The organism is Pantoea sp. DY-5 (assembly GCF_019795955.1).
GTDB classification, from domain to species: domain Bacteria; phylum Pseudomonadota; class Gammaproteobacteria; order Enterobacterales; family Enterobacteriaceae; genus Pantoea; species Pantoea leporis.
This window is the reverse complement of the sequence record NZ_JAIMIE010000007.1, coordinates 149809-167594: the sequence shown is the minus strand read 5'-3', so window position 1 is coordinate 167594 and position 17786 is coordinate 149809. Positions and strand designations below refer to the sequence as shown.

Here is a 17786-nt window from a genome sequence, read left to right as displayed (position 1 = left end):
TTATGCATTAACCACGCGCAACCACTGGACGCTCGGCAGCGCTGCCCTGGCCCCAGTAATCCAGCAGTTTTTTCTGTGCGCCGCTCGCCTGAATCACCTTCATCGCGTCCAGCACCGCCGCGCGCAGCGTGGCGTTGTCTTTGGCGATCGGGAAGCCCACCATGATCGGCAGATCCACGGTGAAGCCGCTTTGCAGCGATTTATCCGCTTTGGCGATAGCAACGGCGGAACCGGCTTCGGTCAGATAGACGTCCGCGCGACCGCTTTTCACCGCCTGAATGCTGTTGTCGGTGTTTTGCACCATCAACATGCTGACTTCGGGCTTACCGGCGGCGCTGCATTTGGCGCTTTGTTCCGGCACCAGTTTGTTGGCTTCGTACGAACCCGCAGCGGCGGCGACGGTTTTGCCGCACAGATCATCGACGCTGTTGATTTTCTTCGGATTGCCCTGTGCCAGCACCGAACCATCCTGCACCTGCATCGAGGCGACGAAGGCGATCTGCTTCATGCGTTCTTCGGTGACGTACAGCATCGGACCGATATCCGCGCGTCCGCTGGCGATCGAGGTGAGCAGCACGTTGAACGAGCCACTTTGGTAACTGTGTTTCGCGCCGAGGCAGCTGCTGATGCGCTCGAACAGGGAAGGATCGAGTCCTTCAATGATGCTGGGATCTTTTTCCGATGGCGCTTCAAAGCCTTTGGTGTAGCCGCCGAGGCCGACGACCAGATCTTTGCCTTTCAGCGAGGGATATTTGGTTTGCAGTGCTTTGCACTGCGCCATCGCCGCGAAGTCGCTGGCGGCAGGCGTGATGGGATCGGTGCTGGCTGCGTGGGCGCTGGAGATGCCCGCCAGTAAGCTGCCGCTGAGACCAGAGATTAACAAAGCAGTGCGTGCAAATTTCATAATAAGGTTCCCCTGATGCTGGTGAATGAGAAAGCGATGACCTTGTGATTTATGAACGTCTTTGGTGCTTTTTTAGGTGGTCGCCATGAATGGCGACCCTACGGAAATATCGGGGGTTAATAACCTCGTGCCGGATCAACCTGATTACGCAGCGGTTGTCCGTGGCGGAAGCGCGCCAGGTTATCGATAAACACGTCAAGGCAACCGGCGAGGTAGGCGCTGTGATCGTCGAGGCTGCAGTGCGGCGTCATCACTACGCCGGGCGTGTGCCACAGCGGGTCGTCGGCCGGTAGCGGCTCTTGCGGATAGACATCCAGCACCGCGCCGGCCAGTTCGCCTGCGTTGAGTTTTTCGCGCATCGCGCTGTAATCAAACACATCAGCGCGTCCAACAATCACGATACCAGCGCGTGCGGGCAGCAGATCGAGACGGCGGCGATCGAACAGATTGCGGGTTTGTGGCGTCAGCGGCAGCGTCGATACCACCACATCCACCTGCGGCAATACCTCGTCTAGCGCATCAATACGGATGCAGCGCGCCACGTTGGCATCGCACTGGCCGCTGCGCGTCACGCCAATCACGCGATAGCCTTGCGCCGTCAGCAGAGTTGCCGCTGCGGCGCCAATGCCGCCCACGCCCAGCAGCAGCACGATTTTGCCGCGTGCGCAGCCGCCAAAGGTCGGACGCCACACACGCTGCGCCTGATCCTGCAGAAAACCGGGAATGCCGAAGTTGAACATCAGCGCCGCCATCAAAATGAACTCGGCACCTTTATCGCCGTGTACGCCAGAAGCATTGGTGAGCGTCACGCCTTGCGGCCAGTGCGCCAGCCACTGCTCAACGCCAGCGGACATCACCTGCACCCAACCCAGACGCGGCGTGCTGAACTGATCGAGCGCCAGCTTACGTCCGCTCCACAGAATGTCGCAGCGGGCGAGAAAGTCGGCGGTGTGTGCCGGATCGCGGTTTTCGCTCAGCGTGAAGTGGCTGCGCAACGGCGGATGCGCGTCGAGCTGCAGTTGCAGCTGCTTGACAGAGAGATGGAGTGCGCGCGGTGCGCTGGCGTCGTTCTCGATATGAATATGCATCAGCGCATCGCCGTCACTTCCATCTCGACCAGCAGGTCAGGATGGTTGAGTTGAATGCCCACGGTGGCGCGCGCCGGGAAGGGGAACCGGAAGAATTCACTGTAAGCGGCATTCATCGCGCTGAACGTACTGAGATCGGTCAGGTAAACAGTGACGCGGACCACGTTGTCGAAGGTCATATTCGCTTCGCTCAGCAGATCGCCGACGTTTTTCAACACCTGACGCGTCTGGCTGGCGATGTCGTTGCCCATAATCTCGCCGCTGTAGGGATCAATCGCCACCTGGCCGGAAATGAACAACATCGGTTCGTGCAGCACGGCGGCGGAGAGCGGCGCAGGCCCCATTGGGCGGTCGCTGGCGTTCATGCCGGGATAACTCAACGCAATCTTCATGGTGAAATCTCAAGCAAAACTGTTTCACCGCAATTTCGTATACGATTATACGAGTGTCAACGCGCGATTTTTAACCATTGGGTCAAAAAGGTGATATTCATAACGTAATAGGATTTGCTGATATATCGATCAAGATTATGATACGTAAGATTTTAATGAAAATTTTATGTTGAGTGCTCGCGATGAGTGTGAATCGTATACGATTTTCTTATTGTTCTGTTTTTGCCCGCTAAACCTTGCCGTAATCGCCTGCGCATTGGCCTGGATTTCCGGCTGCACAATCCGCGGTCAAAGGGTATACTGGCGCACTCTTTTTTTAACCGATCCGTATCGCGTGCGAATTCAACATGCAAAAGTTTGATACCAAGACCTTTCAGGGCCTGATCCTGACCTTGCAGGATTACTGGGCGCGTCAAGGCTGCACCATTGTCCAACCGTTGGACATGGAAGTGGGCGCCGGCACCTCACACCCGATGACCTGTCTGCGTGCCTTAGGCCCAGAGCCGATGGCGACCGCTTACGTGCAGCCATCTCGTCGTCCGACCGATGGACGTTACGGTGAAAACCCGAACCGTTTACAGCACTATTACCAGTTCCAGGTGGTGATTAAGCCCAACCCGGACAACCTTCAGGAGCTGTACCTTGGGTCGCTGAAAGAGCTGGGTATGGATCCCACCATCCACGACATTCGCTTTGTCGAAGACAACTGGGAAAACCCGACGCTGGGCGCGTGGGGACTCGGTTGGGAAGTGTGGCTGAACGGCATGGAAGTGACGCAGTTCACTTACTTCCAGCAGGTTGGCGGCCTCGAGTGTAAGCCAGTAACCGGCGAGATCACGTACGGCTTGGAGCGTCTGGCGATGTACATTCAGGGCGTAGACAGCGTTTACGATCTGGTGTGGAGCGACGGTCCGTTCGGTAAAACCACCTACGGCGAAGTGTTCCATCAGAACGAAGTGGAGCAGTCGACCTATAACTTTGAATACGCTGACGTTGACTTCCTTTTCACCTGCTTCGAGCAGTATGAGAAAGAAGCGCAGCAGCTGCTGGCGCTGGAAAAACCGCTGCCGCTGCCGGCTTACGAGCGCATTCTGAAAGCGGCGCACAGCTTTAACCTGCTGGATGCCCGCAAAGCGATTTCGGTTACCGAACGCCAGCGCTATATCCTGCGTATCCGCACCCTGACGAAAGCCGTGGCGGAAGCCTATTATGCGTCCCGTGAGGCGCTTGGCTTCCCGATGTGCAATAAAAACAAGTAAGAGGCAGCCATGACCGATAAAACTTTCCTGGTGGAAATTGGCACCGAAGAGTTGCCTCCGAAAGCGCTGCGCAGTCTGGCGGAAGCCTTTGCTGCGCACTTCACCGCTGAACTCGATAGCGCCGGTCTGGCGCACGGCGAAGTGAGCTGGTTTGCTGCTCCGCGCCGTCTGGCGCTGAAAGTGGCCCAGCTGGCTGCCGCGCAGCCGGATCGCGAAGTTGAAAAACGTGGCCCGGCTATCGCCGCCGCATTTGATGCCGATGGCAACGCCACCAAAGCGGCCGAAGGTTGGGCGCGTGGTAACGGCATCACCGTGGCGCAGGCTGAACGTCTGAGCACGGATAAAGGTGAATGGCTGGTGCACCGCGCTGCGATCACCGGCGAAAGCGCGCAGGCGCTGCTGCCCGCTATGGTTGCCACCGCGCTGAGCAAGCTGCCGATTCCTAAGCTGATGCGCTGGGGCGCGAGCGACGTGCAGTTTGTGCGTCCGGTGCACACCGTTACGCTGCTGCTGGGTGACGAGCTGATCCCCGCGAAGATTCTGGGCATTCAGTCCGATCGCGTAATTCGCGGTCATCGCTTTATGGGCGAGCCAGAATTCACCATCGACAACGCCGATCAGTATCCGCAGCTGCTGCTGGAGCGCGGTAAAGTGGTGGCGGATTACGCGGCGCGTAAAGCCAAAATCAAAGCGGACGCGGAAGCGGCGGCACAGAAGATTGGCGGCATCGCCGATCTGAGCGAAAGCCTGCTGGAAGAAGTGACCTCGCTGGTGGAGTGGCCAGTGGTGCTGACGGCGAAATTCGAAGAGAAGTTCCTCGCGGTGCCAGCTGAAGCGCTGGTTTACACCATGAAAGGTGACCAGAAGTACTTCCCGGTGTACGACGCGGCGGGCAAACTGCTGCCGAATTTCATCTTCGTCACCAACATCGAATCCAAAGATCCACAGCAGATTATCGCCGGTAACGAGAAGGTGGTGCGCCCGCGTCTGGCGGATGCCGAGTTCTTCTTCAACACCGACCGCAAAAAGCGTCTGGAAGATAATCTGCCGCGTCTGGAAACCGTACTGTTCCAGAAAGAGCTGGGTACGCTGCGTGATAAAACCGATCGCATTCAGGCGCTGGCTGGCTGGATTGCCGCGCAGATTGGTGCTGATGTGAATCACGCTACCCGCGCGGGCTTGCTGTCGAAATGTGATCTGATGACCAACATGGTCTTCGAGTTCACCGACACGCAGGGCGTGATGGGCATGCACTACGCGCGCCACGATGGCGAAGCGGAAGATGTGGCTGTGGCGCTGAACGAGCAGTATCAGCCGCGCTTTGCCGGTGATGATTTGCCGTCAAATCCTGTGGCCTGCGCCGTGGCGATTGCTGACAAAATGGACACCCTAGCGGGTATCTTCGGCATCGGTCAGCATCCGAAAGGCGACAAAGATCCGTTCGCACTGCGCCGTGCCGCGCTGGGTGTGCTGCGCATCATCGTGGAGAAAAACCTGCCGCTCGATCTGCAAACGCTGACCGAAGAAGCGGTGCGTTTGTACGGCAGCAAGCTGAGCAACGCCAAAGTGGTCGATGAAGTGATCGACTTTATGCTGGGCCGTTTCCGTACCTGGTATCAGGAAGAGGGCCACAGCGTTGACACCATTCAGGCGGTGCTTGCGCGTCGTCCAACTCGTCCGGCTGATTTCGATGCGCGCATGAAGGCGGTTTCGCACTTCCGTACGCTGGAAGCGGCTGCGACATTGGCCGCTGCCAACAAACGTGTGTCGAACATCCTGGCGAAATCGACCGAAACCCTGAATGACAGCGTGCAGGCTTCCCTGCTGAAAGAGAACGAAGAGATCCAACTGGCGACCTTCGTGACCGCGCTGGGCGACAAGCTGCAGCCGTACTTTGCAGAGGGTCGCTATCAGGATGCGCTGGTTGAACTGGCGCAGCTGCGTGAAGCGGTGGATAACTTCTTCGATAAAGTGATGGTGAACGCTGACGATCAGGCGGTGCGTATTAACCGTCTGACGCTGCTGGCACAGCTGCGCCAGCTGTTCCTGCAGGTGGCGGATATTTCGCTGCTGCAGTAATTGGCGTGGTCGCCATGAATGGCGATGTTACGAAACAAAGGGGACGAGAGATCGTCCCTTTTTTGTTTTCAAAACTCGGCGCTAACGTCCTGCGAGTGGTGCAAGATACGCCCGATGAAAATGTCATCCACTTCAGCGCGGTAGATCACAATATGCTGTTCGAAAGGCAGCGAATAAATCTGCTTTCCTAAATCCGGTCGTTTGCGACCTAAATCAAACATGGCGAGTTTGTCGAAGAGCTGAGCGAATCTGGCGCTATAGTCATCAGCTAACCGCTCTCCATAATTCCAGTAGCCATAAATCCAGATCTTCATTAGATCTGCATCAGCTTCCGGTTTTATCGTGATGGTCCTTTTCATAAATGCCTACCCTGGCTTTTGCTCGTTTTAGAAAATCTTCATGATCCCACTCTTTTCCCGGGCCGCTTTCAAAGCCCTCTCTGACCAACTCTCTGAGCTTTTCCAGCTTTGATTCCGCCTGCTTCTCACGCAGTAAGCGCAGCGAGTCGCGCACCACTTCGCTTTGCGTACGGTAGTCCCCGGACTCAACCAGAGATTCAACAAACTCGCGCAGTTCATCGCCTAAATCGATCGTCATGGTACGTGCCATCATCGTCATCCTGTGTAAGAGTATTTCTTACATTCTGGCACTTTTTTGCGCAACAGGGAATGCGCGTTGCAGCGCAGTTACAGGCTGAACTGCGAGGCAACGCGAGAGATTTTAGGCAGATGAGACGGGAAACAGGCGGTCGTCGCGCAACAGATGATCGTTACCACGGCGGCGAGTGAAGCCGCTGCGGTCGAAGAATTCCAGAATCTGTATCGCCACTTTGCGCCCGGTGCCAAGCTGGTTGCGGAAGTCGGCGGCGCTGGTGCTGCCCTCTTGCGCGGCACGTTGGCGAATCAGATCGGCGAAGATCTGGATCTGGTCGCTGCGGTAGTAGCGATCGCGTACGATCGCGGTGATATGTCCGAGCCGGGCAGCAGTGAGCAGCAGCGAGCGAATCGCCTGTTCATCCTGCTGCAGCGCCAGCGCGATATCGCGCACCCACAGCGGCTGATCGCCAAACAGCGGGCCGACCTGCTGCCAAAGGGCTTCTTCCTGCGGATTAAAGCGCGGTTCGAAATCGGGCAGATGCAGCCAGCCCTGTCGCTGTTGCAGCTGACCTTGCGCCAGCAGCTGATCAATCAGCGCTAATACCCATTCCGCAGGCTGATGCGGCATTGCCACACGACGCAAACGATCGTGGCCGATGCCCGGCACCTCGGGATGCTGCTGATGAAAATGCGCCAGCGATTCCAGCAGCTTTTGCCGCCATTGTACTGCCTGCGCGGCACTCATCAGCGCGTTATCAAGCTTTACCGGCGCTGCATGCTTGATCAGTGCATCCAGCGCGGGCTCGGTAAGCTGGCGCGCCCACGCCAGGTCACGCCGTTCTGTCGGTTGATAGGCCAGATGCGCCTGCAGGCTGGCGTCATCATCTTGTGCGGCGGCCAGCTGCTGCAGCCAGGCAAGATATTCCGTCTGACGTTTGCCGCGCTTTTTACTGTTGAGCAGCAGCACGCGCGCGCCGCCCAGCGTGTGCTGTGCGTTGCTGTCGCGGATAATCAGCCGATCGTTCTCGGCCAGCCACAGCGGTTGGTTCAGCACCAGTTCCGCGACATCATCCGCCAGCAGCGTAATGCGTCCAGTGACGTGGCTGGCGGCGTGGTGGAGATGAATCGGCTGCGACGCGCTCTTCAGCGGCTGCAGCAAGCGCAGCGCCACGGTTAAGCGCGTGGTGCCTTCCGCTCTGGCCTGTGACAGCAGCCAGTCGCCGCGCGCGATCTGCGCTTTTTCCACATCGCCGACGATATTCAATGCGATACGTTCACCGGCTTGCGCGCGCGTCACCGATTGGTTCTGCGCATGCAGCGCGCGCACGCGCAGCGGCAGATTCAGGCTGCTAAGCCAAAGAGTATCGCCGACGTTCACTTCGCCCGACAGCGCGGTGCCGGTGACCACCAATCCGCTGCCTTTCAGCGTGAAGGCGCGATCAATAGCGAGACGGAAACGGTAACGAGAGTCGAAGGCCGGTTCCGCCAGCGTGCTGAGATGCTGGCGCAGCGCATCGATGCCTTGCTGGGTGTGGCTGCTGGTGACAAATTGCGGCACCGCCGGCCAGCCGAGTTGCTGCGTGAGCTGCGCCACCTGCCGCTGGACTTCCGCGATGCGCGCTTCGTCCACGCGATCGGCTTTGGTCAGCGCCACGCTGAGCGGCGGCTGTCCGGCCAGGCTCAGCAATTGCAGATGTTCGCGGGTTTGCGGCATCACGCCATCGTCGCAGGCCACCACCAGCAGCGCATGATGAATGCCGCCAATGCCCGCCAGCATATTGGCGAGAAATTTCTCGTGGCCCGGCACATCAATAAAGCCCAGCACGCGACCATCCGGCTGCGGCCAGTACGCGTAGCCGAGATCGATGGTCATGCCGCGCCGTTTCTCTTCCGGCAGGCGATCGGCATCCACGCCGGTTAATGCCTGTAGCAGCGCGGTTTTGCCGTGATCGACGTGTCCAGCGGTGGCAATAATCATGACGCTAAGGCCTGAATCAGCGCGCTTTCATCATCAAGGCAGCGCAGATCCAGCCACAGTTTGCCTTCCTGAATGCGGCCAATCACCGGGCGCGCTAAGCTGCGCCAATGCTGTGACAAATTGACGAGCTGGCTACCGCGCCCATCGCGCGGCGCAAAGGTGATAGCAAAACTGGGAATACGTTCAACTGGTAGCGATCCACTGCCGATTTGGGATGAACAGGGCGCAATCGCTAGCGAAAAATCATCTTGATAAATCTGTTGTAACGCGGGCAGCAATCGTTCAGCTTGTTGCTGAATAGCCTGCGCTGGACGGGTGAGCAGCCGCAGCGTCGGCAGGGCTTCGCGCAGCGTTTCCGGCTGACGATAGAGCTGTAGCGTGGCTTCCAGCGCCGCGAGCGTCATTTTGTCAACGCGCAACGCGCGTTTAAGCGGATGCGACTGGAGCTGATCAATCAGCGTCTGCTTGCCGACGATAATCCCCGCCTGCGGACCGCCGAGCAGTTTGTCGCCGGAGAAACTTACCAGACTGACGCCTGCGGCGATCAGCTGCTGCGGCATCGGTTCAGCCGGCAGACCAAATTCGGTCATATCGATCAGCGATCCGCTGCCAAGGTCGGTGATCACCGGCAATTGATAAGCGTCACCCAGCTCAACCAGCTCTACTTCCGTTACCGCATGGGTAAAGCCCTGAATCTGATAATTGCTGGTGTGCACCTTCATCAGCAGGCCGCTGTTTTCCGCGATGGCGGCGCGATAATCTTTCAGGTGCGTGCGGTTGGTGGTGCCCACTTCCACCAGCTTGCAGCCCGCCTGGCGCATCACGTCAGGAATGCGGAAGGCGCCGCCAATTTCCACCAGCTCGCCGCGCGAGACAATCACTTCGCGCCCCGGCGCTAACGCGGCCAACATCAATAACACGGCGGCGGCATTGTTGTTAACGATACAGGCCGCTTCCGCGCCGGTTAACTCGCACAGCAGCGCGCTAACCGCACGATCGCGGTGGCCGCGCGCCGCTTCATCCAGCGCGTATTCCAGCGTGACCGGCTGACGCAGGCAATTCACCACCGCGTCGATAGCGCGATCGCTCAGCTGTGCGCGGCCAAGATTGGTGTGCAGCACGGTGCCGGTGAGATTGAACAACGGACGCAGCGCGCTTTGCTGCTGTTGCTGGCTGCGGCGCAGCGCTTCATCCGGCCAGTTCAGGTGCCACTCTGGCAAGGTTTGGTGCTGCTGAATGTGGTCGCGCGCTTCCTGCTGCATGCTGCGCAGCTGGCGCGTAGCGAAGGCGGTTCCGTGATCGGCAAGCAGCGGCTGCAGCGCGGGATCGCGCAGCAGGCTGTCGATAGCAGGTAATTGACTGTACAGGGTTTTCATCGGGTGACTTACAGAGAGGGCGGAACGGTGCGGGCAAAGCTTTCGCGCGCAAACAGGTTTTCGGCCAGCTTCACCAGCGCCGGGCGATTTACGCACCAGTTTGGCAGCACGCGGCGGAAGTTGAGGTAACCAATCATGCAGCCGGTGGCGATATCGGCCAGATTGAGCGTGCCGCTATTGAGCCATTCGCCTTGGGCGGCGGCGGTTTCTAGCGCATCGAGGCCGCGTTGGATTTTGTCACGGTTGCGCAGCAGCACCTCTTCAGATTGCTGATCGCCGGGACGCATCTGCTCGCGCACGATCATCACCGCCGCATCGTTAATGCCATCGGCCAGTTTTTCCAGCTGACGGATGTGCAACGCGTGCAGCGCATCATCGGGCAGCAGCGCAGGCGCATCGCCGCGCAGCTCAATGACTTGCGCGATGATCGAAGAGTCGAACCAAGTGAGCTGGTTGTCGTCAATCAGCGCCGGTACTTTGCCCAGCGGATTGTACTGCGGTACATCGCTGTCATCGATCCACGGAGAGTGATTAACGAATTCGAAAACCAGGCCTTTTTCCAGCAATATCACTGATATTTTGCGGACAAAAGGGCTGGTGTAGCTGCCAATCAGTTTCATCGTGCGCCTCCGTGTTGAGCTGCGTGGATTTGTGCGTTCATCGAGAAGGTCGCCATAAATGGCGACCCTACGAGGTTGTTGCGAACTTTCGTCGGGGCGAATCCTTAATCGCCGGGGAACATAAACGGATTCAGACTGCTGCGGGCGAATCCTTCTTGCTCCATGCGGGCATCCAGCACCAGCGAGGCCAAATCATCGGCCACCGGCTCCACGGCGGGATCCTTCTCCTGATACAACATCTTCAGGTAGGTGCCGCAATCGCCGCAGCTCTCTGCTTTCACCGCCGCTTTTTCGCTGTCCAGCGACCAGTAATGCAGATCGCCGGTTTGTTCACAGTTGGAGCACTTGCTGCGCACTACATACCATTCGCTTTCACACAGATTGCAGTGCAGATAGCGCAGACCTTGCTGGCCTACGCTCATGTGCACCACGCTGGTGACCGGCACGCTGGCGCATACCGGGCAGAACTGGCGATGCTCACCGTATTCGGCGCGCGCTTTGCCGGGAATTAATGCCGCCATCTGCGCCCAGTAAATCGACAACGCCGCCCAGATGAACGGCGATTTGTCGCTGCTCACCTGTGCGAAATCGCCTTCCAGCAGCGCATGTGCCAGATTTTCCAGTTCGGTAGTGGAGGATTTTTCCAGATTCTCCAGCACTGCCAGCGCCTGGCCGCTCATCTCTGGCTTCAGCTCGGCGATCAGCGAATGCAGCAAACGCTGCCAGTGCGCATCGCGCGTATAGGTGTGGATATCGAGCGGCGGTTTGCCCTGCTCGGCGCTCTGCGTCAGCCGCTGCTGCAGATCGAGCTGCAGCGGATGGTCATACAGCACGATCTCCTGCGCCTCGGCGATCACCGCGGCAAAGCGCAGGTAATCACCCAGCGGATTCTTCGCGGCCAGGTCGCGCAAACGTGCCGCACGGCGGCTATACAGATTTTTCAGCCGGGGGAAAAGTAACGGCGGAACTTGCTCCGCCGTGTGCTTTTCGCTTTTCTCCAGCTGGTCCTGCGGGATGATGCGAATACTCATCAGGGACGTTTTTCCTGTTGTGTTTGGCGTTGGCGCTGCTCGCGATACCAGCGTGGGTGATGTTTCTTCGCCCACGCGGCCGGAACCCAGCCCTCAACCATGGCGGTAATGGTGCCTTTTACCCACAAGGCGGCGTAAATGTGCACCATAATCACCACGATCAGCGCCACAGCTGAGACCGAATGCACCACTAGCGCGATGCGAATCAGCGGAATAGTAAAGGCACCGGCAAAGTACGGGCGCCAGATAACAATTCCGCTCACCAGCAGCAAGACTAAGCTGATGATAGCAGCCCAGAACACACACTTCTGCCCGAAATTGTATTTGCCGGTATCGCCGACCTCTTCGTTTTGCACGATTTTGTGGATGTTTTTCGCCCAAACCAGGTCTTCGCGATTGATCAGATTATGTTTCCAATAGCGTAAGAACATGATGATAAAGGCGGCAAACATCACCGTGCCAACAAACGGATGCAGGATACGCGCCAACTGCGGCGTGCCGAGCACGTGCATCAGCCAGTTAAACGACGGGAAAAAGAAACCCAGTCCGCTCAGCGCGGCGAGCACAAAACAGAACGCCACAATCCAGTGATTGATGCGTTCCGGTGCGCTGTAGCGCACCAGACGATCGCGTTTTTTCATTATTCGCGCTCCTCTTTTTCGTGCAGATTCTCGTCCTCATCCTCTTCCACGCGGTTTGGCCCTACGCCAACGTAGTGGAACACGGATGCAGCAAAGGTAGCGGCAAAACCGATCGCCGCCAGCGGTTTCCAGATCCCTTTCCAGAACGTTACCGCCGGGCTGATGCTCGGATTATCCGGCAAACCGTGATAGAGCTGCGGTTTGTTGGCGTGGTGCAGCACGTACATCACGTGCGTACCGCCGACGCCTTCCGGATCGTACAAGCCGGCGTTGGCATAGCCGCGCGTGTTGAGCTCGGCCACACGTTCACCCGCCAGCGCCTGCATATCGCTTTTGCTGCCAAAGTGAATCGCGCCGGTCGGGCAGGTTTTCACGCACGCCGGTTCCTGTCCAACATTGACACGATCGACGCACAGCGTGCACTTATAAACGCGGTTGTCCTCTTTATTCAGACGCGGCACGTTGAACGGACAGCCTGCAATGCAGTAGCCGCAGCCAATGCACTGTTCCGACTGAAAATCGACGATGCCGTTGGCATACTGAATAATCGCGCCTTCAGACGGACACGCCTTCAGGCAGCCGGGATCGGCGCAGTGCATGCAGCCATCCTTGCGGATCAGCCACTCTAACCTGCCGTTCTCCTCCACTTCTGAGAAGCGCATCACCGTCCATGATTTGGCGGTCAAATCGGCGGGATTGTCGTACACCCCAACGTTATGTCCCACTTCATCGCGGATATCGTTCCACTCCGAACACGCCACCTGACACGCTTTGCAGCCGATGCAGGTGGTCACGTCGATCAGTTTCGCCACTTCCTGCTGATGGTTACGTGCCTGCGGGGCAGGCGTGAGTCCATTGGTGGCGGAGCGGCGGATAATGTCTTGAGATTGATAAGCCATATTCGTTCTCCTTACACCTTCTCGACGTTGACCAGGAACGCCTTAAATTCTGGCGTCTGCGTGTTGGCATCACCGACAAACGGCGTCAGGGTATTAGCGATAAAGCCTTTTTTCGCCACGCCCTGATAACCCCAGTGAATCGGAATGCCGATGGTATCGACGATTTTGCCGTCGACGTTGAGTGGACGGATGCGCTTAGTGACCACCGCTTTGGCTTTGATGTAGCCGCGATTGGAGCTCACTTTCACCGTGTCGCCCTGCACGATGCCGAGCTTGTTGGCCAGCTTCTCGCCGATTTCAATAAACTGTTCCGGCTGTGCGATGGCATTGAGCCGCGCGTGTTTGGTCCAGTAATGGAAATGCTCGGTGAGGCGATAAGTGGTGCCGACATACGGGAACTGCTCCGCCTGGCCCATCGATGCCATATCGTCCTTGAACACGCGCGCCGCCGGGTTGGATACCACGTTCGGATGCAGCGGGTTGGTGCCGATTGGCGTTTCAAACGGCTCGTAGTGTTCCGGGAACGGACCTTCGGCCATTTTATCGAGCGCAAACAGGCGGCCCATGCCTTCCGGCTGCATGATGAACGGCCCGACATCGCTGCCGGGTGCGGCTGCGCTGTAGTCCGGCACATCCATGCCGCCCCATTTGCTGCCATCCCACTTCAGGATCTGACGTTTCGGATCCCACGGATTGCCTTGCGGGTCAGCCGAGGCGCGGTTGTAGAGAATGCGGCGGTTGAGCGGCCACGCCCAGCTCCAGTTCAGCGTATTGCCTAAACCGGTGGGATCGGTGTTGTCGCGGCGTGCCATCTGGTTGCCGTCCGGCGTCCAGCTGCCGGCGAAAATCCAGCAGCCGCTGCTGGTGCTGCCGTCATCTTTCAGATGGGCAAAGGTGCTGAGCTGTTGGCCTTTTTTCACCAGCAGCGTGCCTTTGTCATCGTATACATCCGCCAGCGCTTTGCCGTTGTTCTCCATCGCCACTTCTTCCGGCGCAGGATTTTCTGGCGTCAGGTAGTTCCAGCTCATGTTCAGCACCTGCTCAGGCAGCGCACCGCCTTCACTGGCGTACATTTTGCGCAGGCGTGAATAAATGCCGGAAAGAATCTCGCCGTCATTCAGCGCTTCGCCCGGTGCATCCTGACCTTTCCAGTGCCACTGCAGCCAGCGGCCAGAGTTAACGATTGAACCGTTCTCTTCGGCGAAACAGGTGGAGGGCAAACGGAACACTTCGGTCTGAATTTTTGACGGATCGACATCGTTAAACTCGTCGTGATTCTCCCAGAAGGTGGCGGTTTCGGTGTTGAGCGGATCGATGGTGACGAGGAACTTCAGCTTCGACAGCGATGCGATCACTTTGCGCTTGTTCGGGAACGACGCCACCGGGTTGAAGCCCTGGCACAGATAGCCATTGACCTTGCCTTGTGACATCATCTCGAAGTACTGCAGCACGTCGTAGCCTTTATCCCACTTCGGCAACCAGTCGAAGCCCCAGCTGTTTTCCGCCTGGGCTTTGTCGCCGAAGAAGGCTTTCATCTGGCTGACAAAGAATTTTGGGTAGTTGCTCCAGTAATTTACCTGGCCCGGCAGCAGCGCTTTCGGCGTGTTGGCAGCAAGATAACTCTGCAGATCGGTGTGTTTTTCCGACGGCAAAGTCATGTAACCCGGCAAACTTTGCGACAGCAAACCGAGATCGGTCAGACCCTGAATATTCGAGTGACCGCGCAGCGCATTGATGCCGCCGCCAATCATGCCCATGTTGCCGAGCAGCAGCTGAATCATCGCCATGGTGCGGATGTTCTGCGCACCGACCGAGTGCTGCGTCCAGCCGAGCGCATACAGGAACGAGGTGGTGCGATCGCGCGCGCTGGTTTCGCCAATCAGTTCACACACGTGCAGGAAGTCCGCTTTTGGCGTGCCGCAGATGCGTTCAACAATTTCTGGCGTGTAACGGCTAACGTGCTGCTTCAGCAGGTTCCATACGCAGCGCGGATGCGTGAGCGTGGTGTCGCGTTTGGCGAAGCCGTCGGCGTCCAGCTCGTAGTTCCAGCTGGTTTTGTCGTATTTGCGATTCTCTTCGTCGTAGCCGCTGAACAGGCCATCTTCAAAATGATAATCCTCGCGCACGATCAGGCTGGCATTGGTGTACGCCTGCACATATTCATGCTGGATTTTGTCGTTTTGTAGCAGCCACAGCAGGACGCCCGACAGGAAAGTGATGTCGGTGCCCGAACGAATCGGCGTATAGAAATCGGCTACCGATGCCGTGCGCGTGAAGCGCGGATCGATAACAATCAGTTTGGCTTTGTTGTGAATCTTGGCTTCCATCGCCCAGCGGAATCCCACAGGATGCGCTTCAGCGGCGTTCCCGCCCATCACAACGATCAGATTGGCATTACGGATGTCGACCCAGTGATTGGTCATCGCACCGCGACCAAATGTTGGAGCAAGACTTGCTACCGTTGGTCCGTGTCAAACGCGTGCCTGGTTGTCGACCGCTAACATGCCGAGCGATCGGGTAAATTTCTGGGTTAAGTAGCCGGTTTCATTGCTGGAAGCGGAAGCACACAGCATGCCGGTGGAGAGCCAACGGTTTACCGTCACGCCCGCAGCGTTTTGCGCCACGAAGTTAGCGTCGCGGTCCGCTTTCATCAGCCTGGCGATGCGATCAAAGGCATCGTCCCAGCTAATGCGCTGCCATTTATCGGAGCCTGGCGCGCGGTATTCCGGGTATTGCAGGCGACTTTCACTGTGAATAAAGTCGAGCAGGCCTGCGCCTTTCGGGCACAATGCGCCGCGACTCACCGGATGATCCGGATCCCCTTCGATGTGGAAAATGGTCTCTTTGGCGTTTTTCGCGCCGTCACCGAGGCTGTACATTAACAAGCCACAGCCAACTGAGCAGTAAGTGCAGGTGTTACGGGTTTCGCGTGCGCGCAGCAGTTTATACTGTCGCGTTTCCGCCAGCGCTACCTCTGGCGCAAAGCCAAGCAGTGCTGCCGTTGTCCCTGCCATACCGCCAGCACAGACCTTGAAGAATTTTCTTCGGCTGACGTTCATGGATTATCCTTTCAACATGAATGATTTTTTACTTTTGCAGTGCAGTGAATCGGGCGTCACAATAACCCGACGAATATTGCGGCAATAGCGACCTAATATTACCACTACTTTAGTAAGGTTGTTATGTGAGGCGAAAAAAGTGACAGAGAATGAGCAGGAAAGTCACATTAATGTGAATAAGATCTCAGGTGCGGTGCAGGCGCAGGTGCATCAGCGGCGTGATATCAGCCTTGCGGAAACAGACTGGCTGGCGCAGGAAGTACCGGTGGCGCTGGTCTATAACGGCATTTCGCACGTTGTGATGATGGCGACACCCAATGATTTGGAAGCTTTTGCGATAGGTTTCTCGCTCTCGGAAGGCATTATTACGCGCCCGGATGAAATCTACGGTATCGATGTGGTTCCGGGCTGTAATGGCATTGAAGTACAGATTGAACTCTCCAGCCGCCGCTTTATGGCGTTGAAAGAGCAGCGCCGCGCCATGGCCGGACGCACCGGCTGCGGCGTGTGTGGCGTGGAGCAACTCGATCAAATCGGTAAGCCATTACAGCCGCTGCCGTTCAGCCAAACCTTTGATTTAGTCAATCTGGATAAAGCCCTGGCGCAGCTGCGCGATTACCAGCCGATCGGTAATCTCACCGGCTGCACGCACGCGGCGGCGTGGATGTCACCGCAAGGCGAATTGCAGGGCGGGTATGAAGATGTCGGTCGCCATGTGGCGCTGGATAAACTGCTGGGGAATCGCAGCCAGCAGCCGTGGCAGCAGGGCGCGGTGCTGGTTTCCAGTCGCGCCAGCTATGAGATGGTGCAGAAATCCGCCATGTGCGGCGTGGAGATTCTGTTCGCGGTGTCGGCTGCGACACAGCTCGCCGTTGAGGTGGCCGAACGCTGCAATCTCACGCTAGTCGGCTTTAGTAAACCGGGCCGCGCCACGGTTTACAGCCATCCGCAGCGGCTGCGTTAAACCACCTGCACCTGCGGCAGCGCCTGTTGCAGCGCCGTCAGCGCGCCGGGTTTTACCGCGCCGCTGTCGCAGATCAGCAGATCGATTTCCGCAATCGCTGCATAAACGGTGCGGCTCATCACGCCGAGTTTGCTGTGATCCGCCAGTAAAATGGTGCGGTTTGCCTGCTGTACCATGGCGCGGGCAATCGCCGCTTCGTGGGGATGAAAACTGCTGGCACCGTTTTTCGCATCGATGCCGACCGGCGAAAGCAACGCGACATCGGCGCGATAACGATAAATTTCCCCAATCGTCATCTCCCCGCGCGTTTGCTGCGCGCCTGCCATCATCATGCCGCCAATTAAAATCACCTGATTATTCAGCGTCTCATGCTCTTCCGCTGCGCTCAGCGCCAGCGCGGCCTGCAGGCTGTTAGTGATAATGGTTAAACCCGACATGGTGCGCAGTTGTTCGGCCAGCATGGTGGTGGTGGTGCCAGCATCGAGGAACAGCGTTTGGCCGGGCTGGAGATGTTGCGCGGCAGCAACCGCAATTGCGCGTTTCTCTTTCGCCTGCGCGTTACGGCGCACCTGCAGCGGCGGCTCTGGCTGGCTATCGACGGCGACCAAACCGCCATGCACCCGCCGCGCCAATCCCTGCGCTTCCAGCGCAATAATGTCGCGCCGCGCGGTTTCACGCGAGATGCCAAGCTCAGTGATAATGCGCTCGGTGCTGAGCTGATGTTGCGTGGTCAGCAGCGCGCGAATGCGGTGTAAGCGGGTTTCCTGCAGCATGACTTTTCCCTGTGGCGTGTTCAACCTAGGCCTAAGCTTACCTGAGTGTCATTGCGCCGTCATGTGTATTTGGTTGTATTTGTGTATTTGGTTGCATTTGTCGCCAAAGCAGGCATGATATTGGCAA

Annotated in this window: 16 protein-coding genes; 3 read left to right on the top strand and 13 right to left on the bottom strand. The window is 57.8% G+C overall.

Annotated features, from left to right (window positions below):
* Window positions 1-7 precede the first annotated feature (7 nt).
* From K5Y30_RS20620 to K5Y30_RS20610, 3 genes are all read right to left on the bottom strand, one after another.
* Entirely contained in the window at window positions 8-904 is an 897-nt protein-coding gene (locus K5Y30_RS20620; RefSeq protein ID WP_101763846.1) for a transporter substrate-binding domain-containing protein, read from the bottom strand.
* A 116-nt stretch (window positions 905-1020) separates the two neighbouring features.
* Window positions 1021-1992 carry a D-2-hydroxyacid dehydrogenase gene (locus tag K5Y30_RS20615; protein WP_222213180.1) on the bottom strand — a complete coding sequence of 324 codons (972 nt, stop codon included), beginning with the start codon at window positions 1990-1992 and terminating at the stop codon, window positions 1021-1023.
* The gene (locus K5Y30_RS20610) at window positions 1992-2384 is read right to left on the bottom strand and encodes a RidA family protein (RefSeq protein ID WP_101763844.1); all 393 of its coding nucleotides are present in this window, start codon (window positions 2382-2384) and stop codon (window positions 1992-1994) included. Before K5Y30_RS20610 ends, K5Y30_RS20615 begins: the two co-directional genes overlap by 1 nt.
* 347 nt (window positions 2385-2731) lie before the next feature.
* On the opposite strand from K5Y30_RS20610, the gene glyQ reads away from it, so the two are divergent.
* Both glyQ and glyS read left to right on the top strand, forming a co-directional pair.
* Window positions 2732-3643: a glycine--tRNA ligase subunit alpha gene (glyQ, locus tag K5Y30_RS20605; RefSeq protein WP_008105242.1), complete on the top strand. Its 912-nt coding sequence runs from the start codon at window positions 2732-2734 to the stop codon at window positions 3641-3643.
* A 9-nt stretch (window positions 3644-3652) separates the two neighbouring features.
* Window positions 3653-5722 carry a glycine--tRNA ligase subunit beta gene (gene glyS, locus K5Y30_RS20600; protein ID WP_222213179.1) on the top strand — a complete coding sequence of 690 codons (2070 nt, stop codon included), beginning with the start codon at window positions 3653-3655 and terminating at the stop codon, window positions 5720-5722.
* A 68-nt stretch (window positions 5723-5790) separates the two neighbouring features.
* On the opposite strand, the gene K5Y30_RS20595 is transcribed toward glyS, so the two are convergent.
* From K5Y30_RS20595 to fdnG, 9 genes are all read right to left on the bottom strand, one after another.
* Window positions 5791-6036, bottom strand: a complete 246-nt coding sequence (locus K5Y30_RS20595; protein WP_255606746.1) for a type II toxin-antitoxin system RelE/ParE family toxin — start codon at window positions 6034-6036, stop codon at window positions 5791-5793.
* A 10-nt stretch (window positions 6037-6046) separates the two neighbouring features.
* On the bottom strand, window positions 6047-6340 hold the full coding sequence (locus K5Y30_RS20590; RefSeq protein ID WP_370634229.1) for a type II toxin-antitoxin system ParD family antitoxin: 294 nt from the start codon (window positions 6338-6340) through the stop codon (window positions 6047-6049).
* Window positions 6341-6442: 102 nt separating this feature from the next.
* Window positions 6443-8296, bottom strand: a complete 1854-nt coding sequence (gene selB / locus K5Y30_RS20585) for a selenocysteine-specific translation elongation factor (RefSeq protein WP_222213177.1) — start codon at window positions 8294-8296, stop codon at window positions 6443-6445.
* Entirely contained in the window at window positions 8293-9672 is a 1380-nt protein-coding gene (selA, locus tag K5Y30_RS20580; protein ID WP_222213175.1) for an L-seryl-tRNA(Sec) selenium transferase, read from the bottom strand. Before selA ends, selB begins: the two co-directional genes overlap by 4 nt.
* Window positions 9673-9680: 8 nt before the next feature.
* The gene (locus K5Y30_RS20575) at window positions 9681-10292 is read right to left on the bottom strand and encodes a glutathione S-transferase (protein ID WP_101763839.1); all 612 of its coding nucleotides are present in this window, start codon (window positions 10290-10292) and stop codon (window positions 9681-9683) included.
* Between the two features lie 104 nt (window positions 10293-10396).
* Window positions 10397-11323 (bottom strand): formate dehydrogenase accessory protein FdhE, encoded by a 927-nt coding sequence (gene fdhE / locus K5Y30_RS20570; protein ID WP_222213173.1) that lies wholly within the window; start codon window positions 11321-11323, stop codon window positions 10397-10399.
* Window positions 11323-11964, bottom strand: coding sequence for a formate dehydrogenase cytochrome b556 subunit (gene fdoI, locus K5Y30_RS20565; RefSeq protein ID WP_101763837.1), 642 nt, complete (start codon window positions 11962-11964; stop codon window positions 11323-11325). The genes fdhE and fdoI overlap by 1 nt, the downstream gene beginning before the upstream one ends.
* Window positions 11964-12863 (bottom strand): formate dehydrogenase subunit beta, encoded by a 900-nt coding sequence (gene fdxH / locus K5Y30_RS20560; RefSeq protein ID WP_222213172.1) that lies wholly within the window; start codon window positions 12861-12863, stop codon window positions 11964-11966. Before fdxH ends, fdoI begins: the two co-directional genes overlap by 1 nt.
* An 11-nt stretch (window positions 12864-12874) precedes the next feature.
* Window positions 12875-15922: a formate dehydrogenase-N subunit alpha gene (gene fdnG / locus K5Y30_RS20555; protein ID WP_222185662.1), complete on the bottom strand. Its 3048-nt coding sequence runs from the start codon at window positions 15920-15922 to the stop codon at window positions 12875-12877.
* A 172-nt stretch (window positions 15923-16094) separates the two neighbouring features.
* Between fdnG and fdhD the strand changes: the two genes are divergently transcribed.
* Entirely contained in the window at window positions 16095-16886 is a 792-nt protein-coding gene (gene fdhD, locus K5Y30_RS20550) for a formate dehydrogenase accessory sulfurtransferase FdhD (RefSeq protein ID WP_222213170.1), read from the top strand.
* Here fdhD and K5Y30_RS20545 read toward each other — a convergent pair.
* Window positions 16883-17659, bottom strand: coding sequence for a DeoR/GlpR family DNA-binding transcription regulator (locus K5Y30_RS20545; protein ID WP_222213168.1), 777 nt, complete (start codon window positions 17657-17659; stop codon window positions 16883-16885). The genes fdhD and K5Y30_RS20545 overlap by 4 nt on opposite strands.
* Window positions 17660-17786 lie beyond the last annotated feature (127 nt).

Bases quoted from the DNA above. Each gene is read 5' to 3' on its own strand.
- K5Y30_RS20620 (WP_101763846.1), bottom strand. From the start codon at position 904: ATGAAATTTGCACGCACTGCTTTGTTAATCTCTGGTCTCAGCGGCAGC.
- K5Y30_RS20615 (WP_222213180.1), bottom strand. From the start codon at position 1,992: ATGCATATTCATATCGAGAACGACGCCAGCGCACCGCGCGCACTCCAT.
- K5Y30_RS20610 (WP_101763844.1), bottom strand. From the start codon at position 2,384: ATGAAGATTGCGTTGAGTTATCCCGGCATGAACGCCAGCGACCGCCCA.
- glyQ (WP_008105242.1), top strand. From the start codon at position 2,732: ATGCAAAAGTTTGATACCAAGACCTTTCAGGGCCTGATCCTGACCTTG.
- glyS (WP_222213179.1), top strand. From the start codon at position 3,653: ATGACCGATAAAACTTTCCTGGTGGAAATTGGCACCGAAGAGTTGCCT.
- K5Y30_RS20595 (WP_255606746.1), bottom strand. From the start codon at position 6,036: ATGAAGATCTGGATTTATGGCTACTGGAATTATGGAGAGCGGTTAGCT.
- K5Y30_RS20590 (WP_370634229.1), bottom strand. From the start codon at position 6,340: ATGACGATGATGGCACGTACCATGACGATCGATTTAGGCGATGAACTG.
- selB (WP_222213177.1), bottom strand. From the start codon at position 8,296: ATGATTATTGCCACCGCTGGACACGTCGATCACGGCAAAACCGCGCTG.
- selA (WP_222213175.1), bottom strand. From the start codon at position 9,672: ATGAAAACCCTGTACAGTCAATTACCTGCTATCGACAGCCTGCTGCGC.
- K5Y30_RS20575 (WP_101763839.1), bottom strand. From the start codon at position 10,292: ATGAAACTGATTGGCAGCTACACCAGCCCTTTTGTCCGCAAAATATCA.
- fdhE (WP_222213173.1), bottom strand. From the start codon at position 11,323: ATGAGTATTCGCATCATCCCGCAGGACCAGCTGGAGAAAAGCGAAAAG.
- fdoI (WP_101763837.1), bottom strand. From the start codon at position 11,964: ATGAAAAAACGCGATCGTCTGGTGCGCTACAGCGCACCGGAACGCATC.
- fdxH (WP_222213172.1), bottom strand. From the start codon at position 12,863: ATGGCTTATCAATCTCAAGACATTATCCGCCGCTCCGCCACCAATGGA.
- K5Y30_RS20545 (WP_222213168.1), bottom strand. From the start codon at position 17,659: ATGCTGCAGGAAACCCGCTTACACCGCATTCGCGCGCTGCTGACCACG.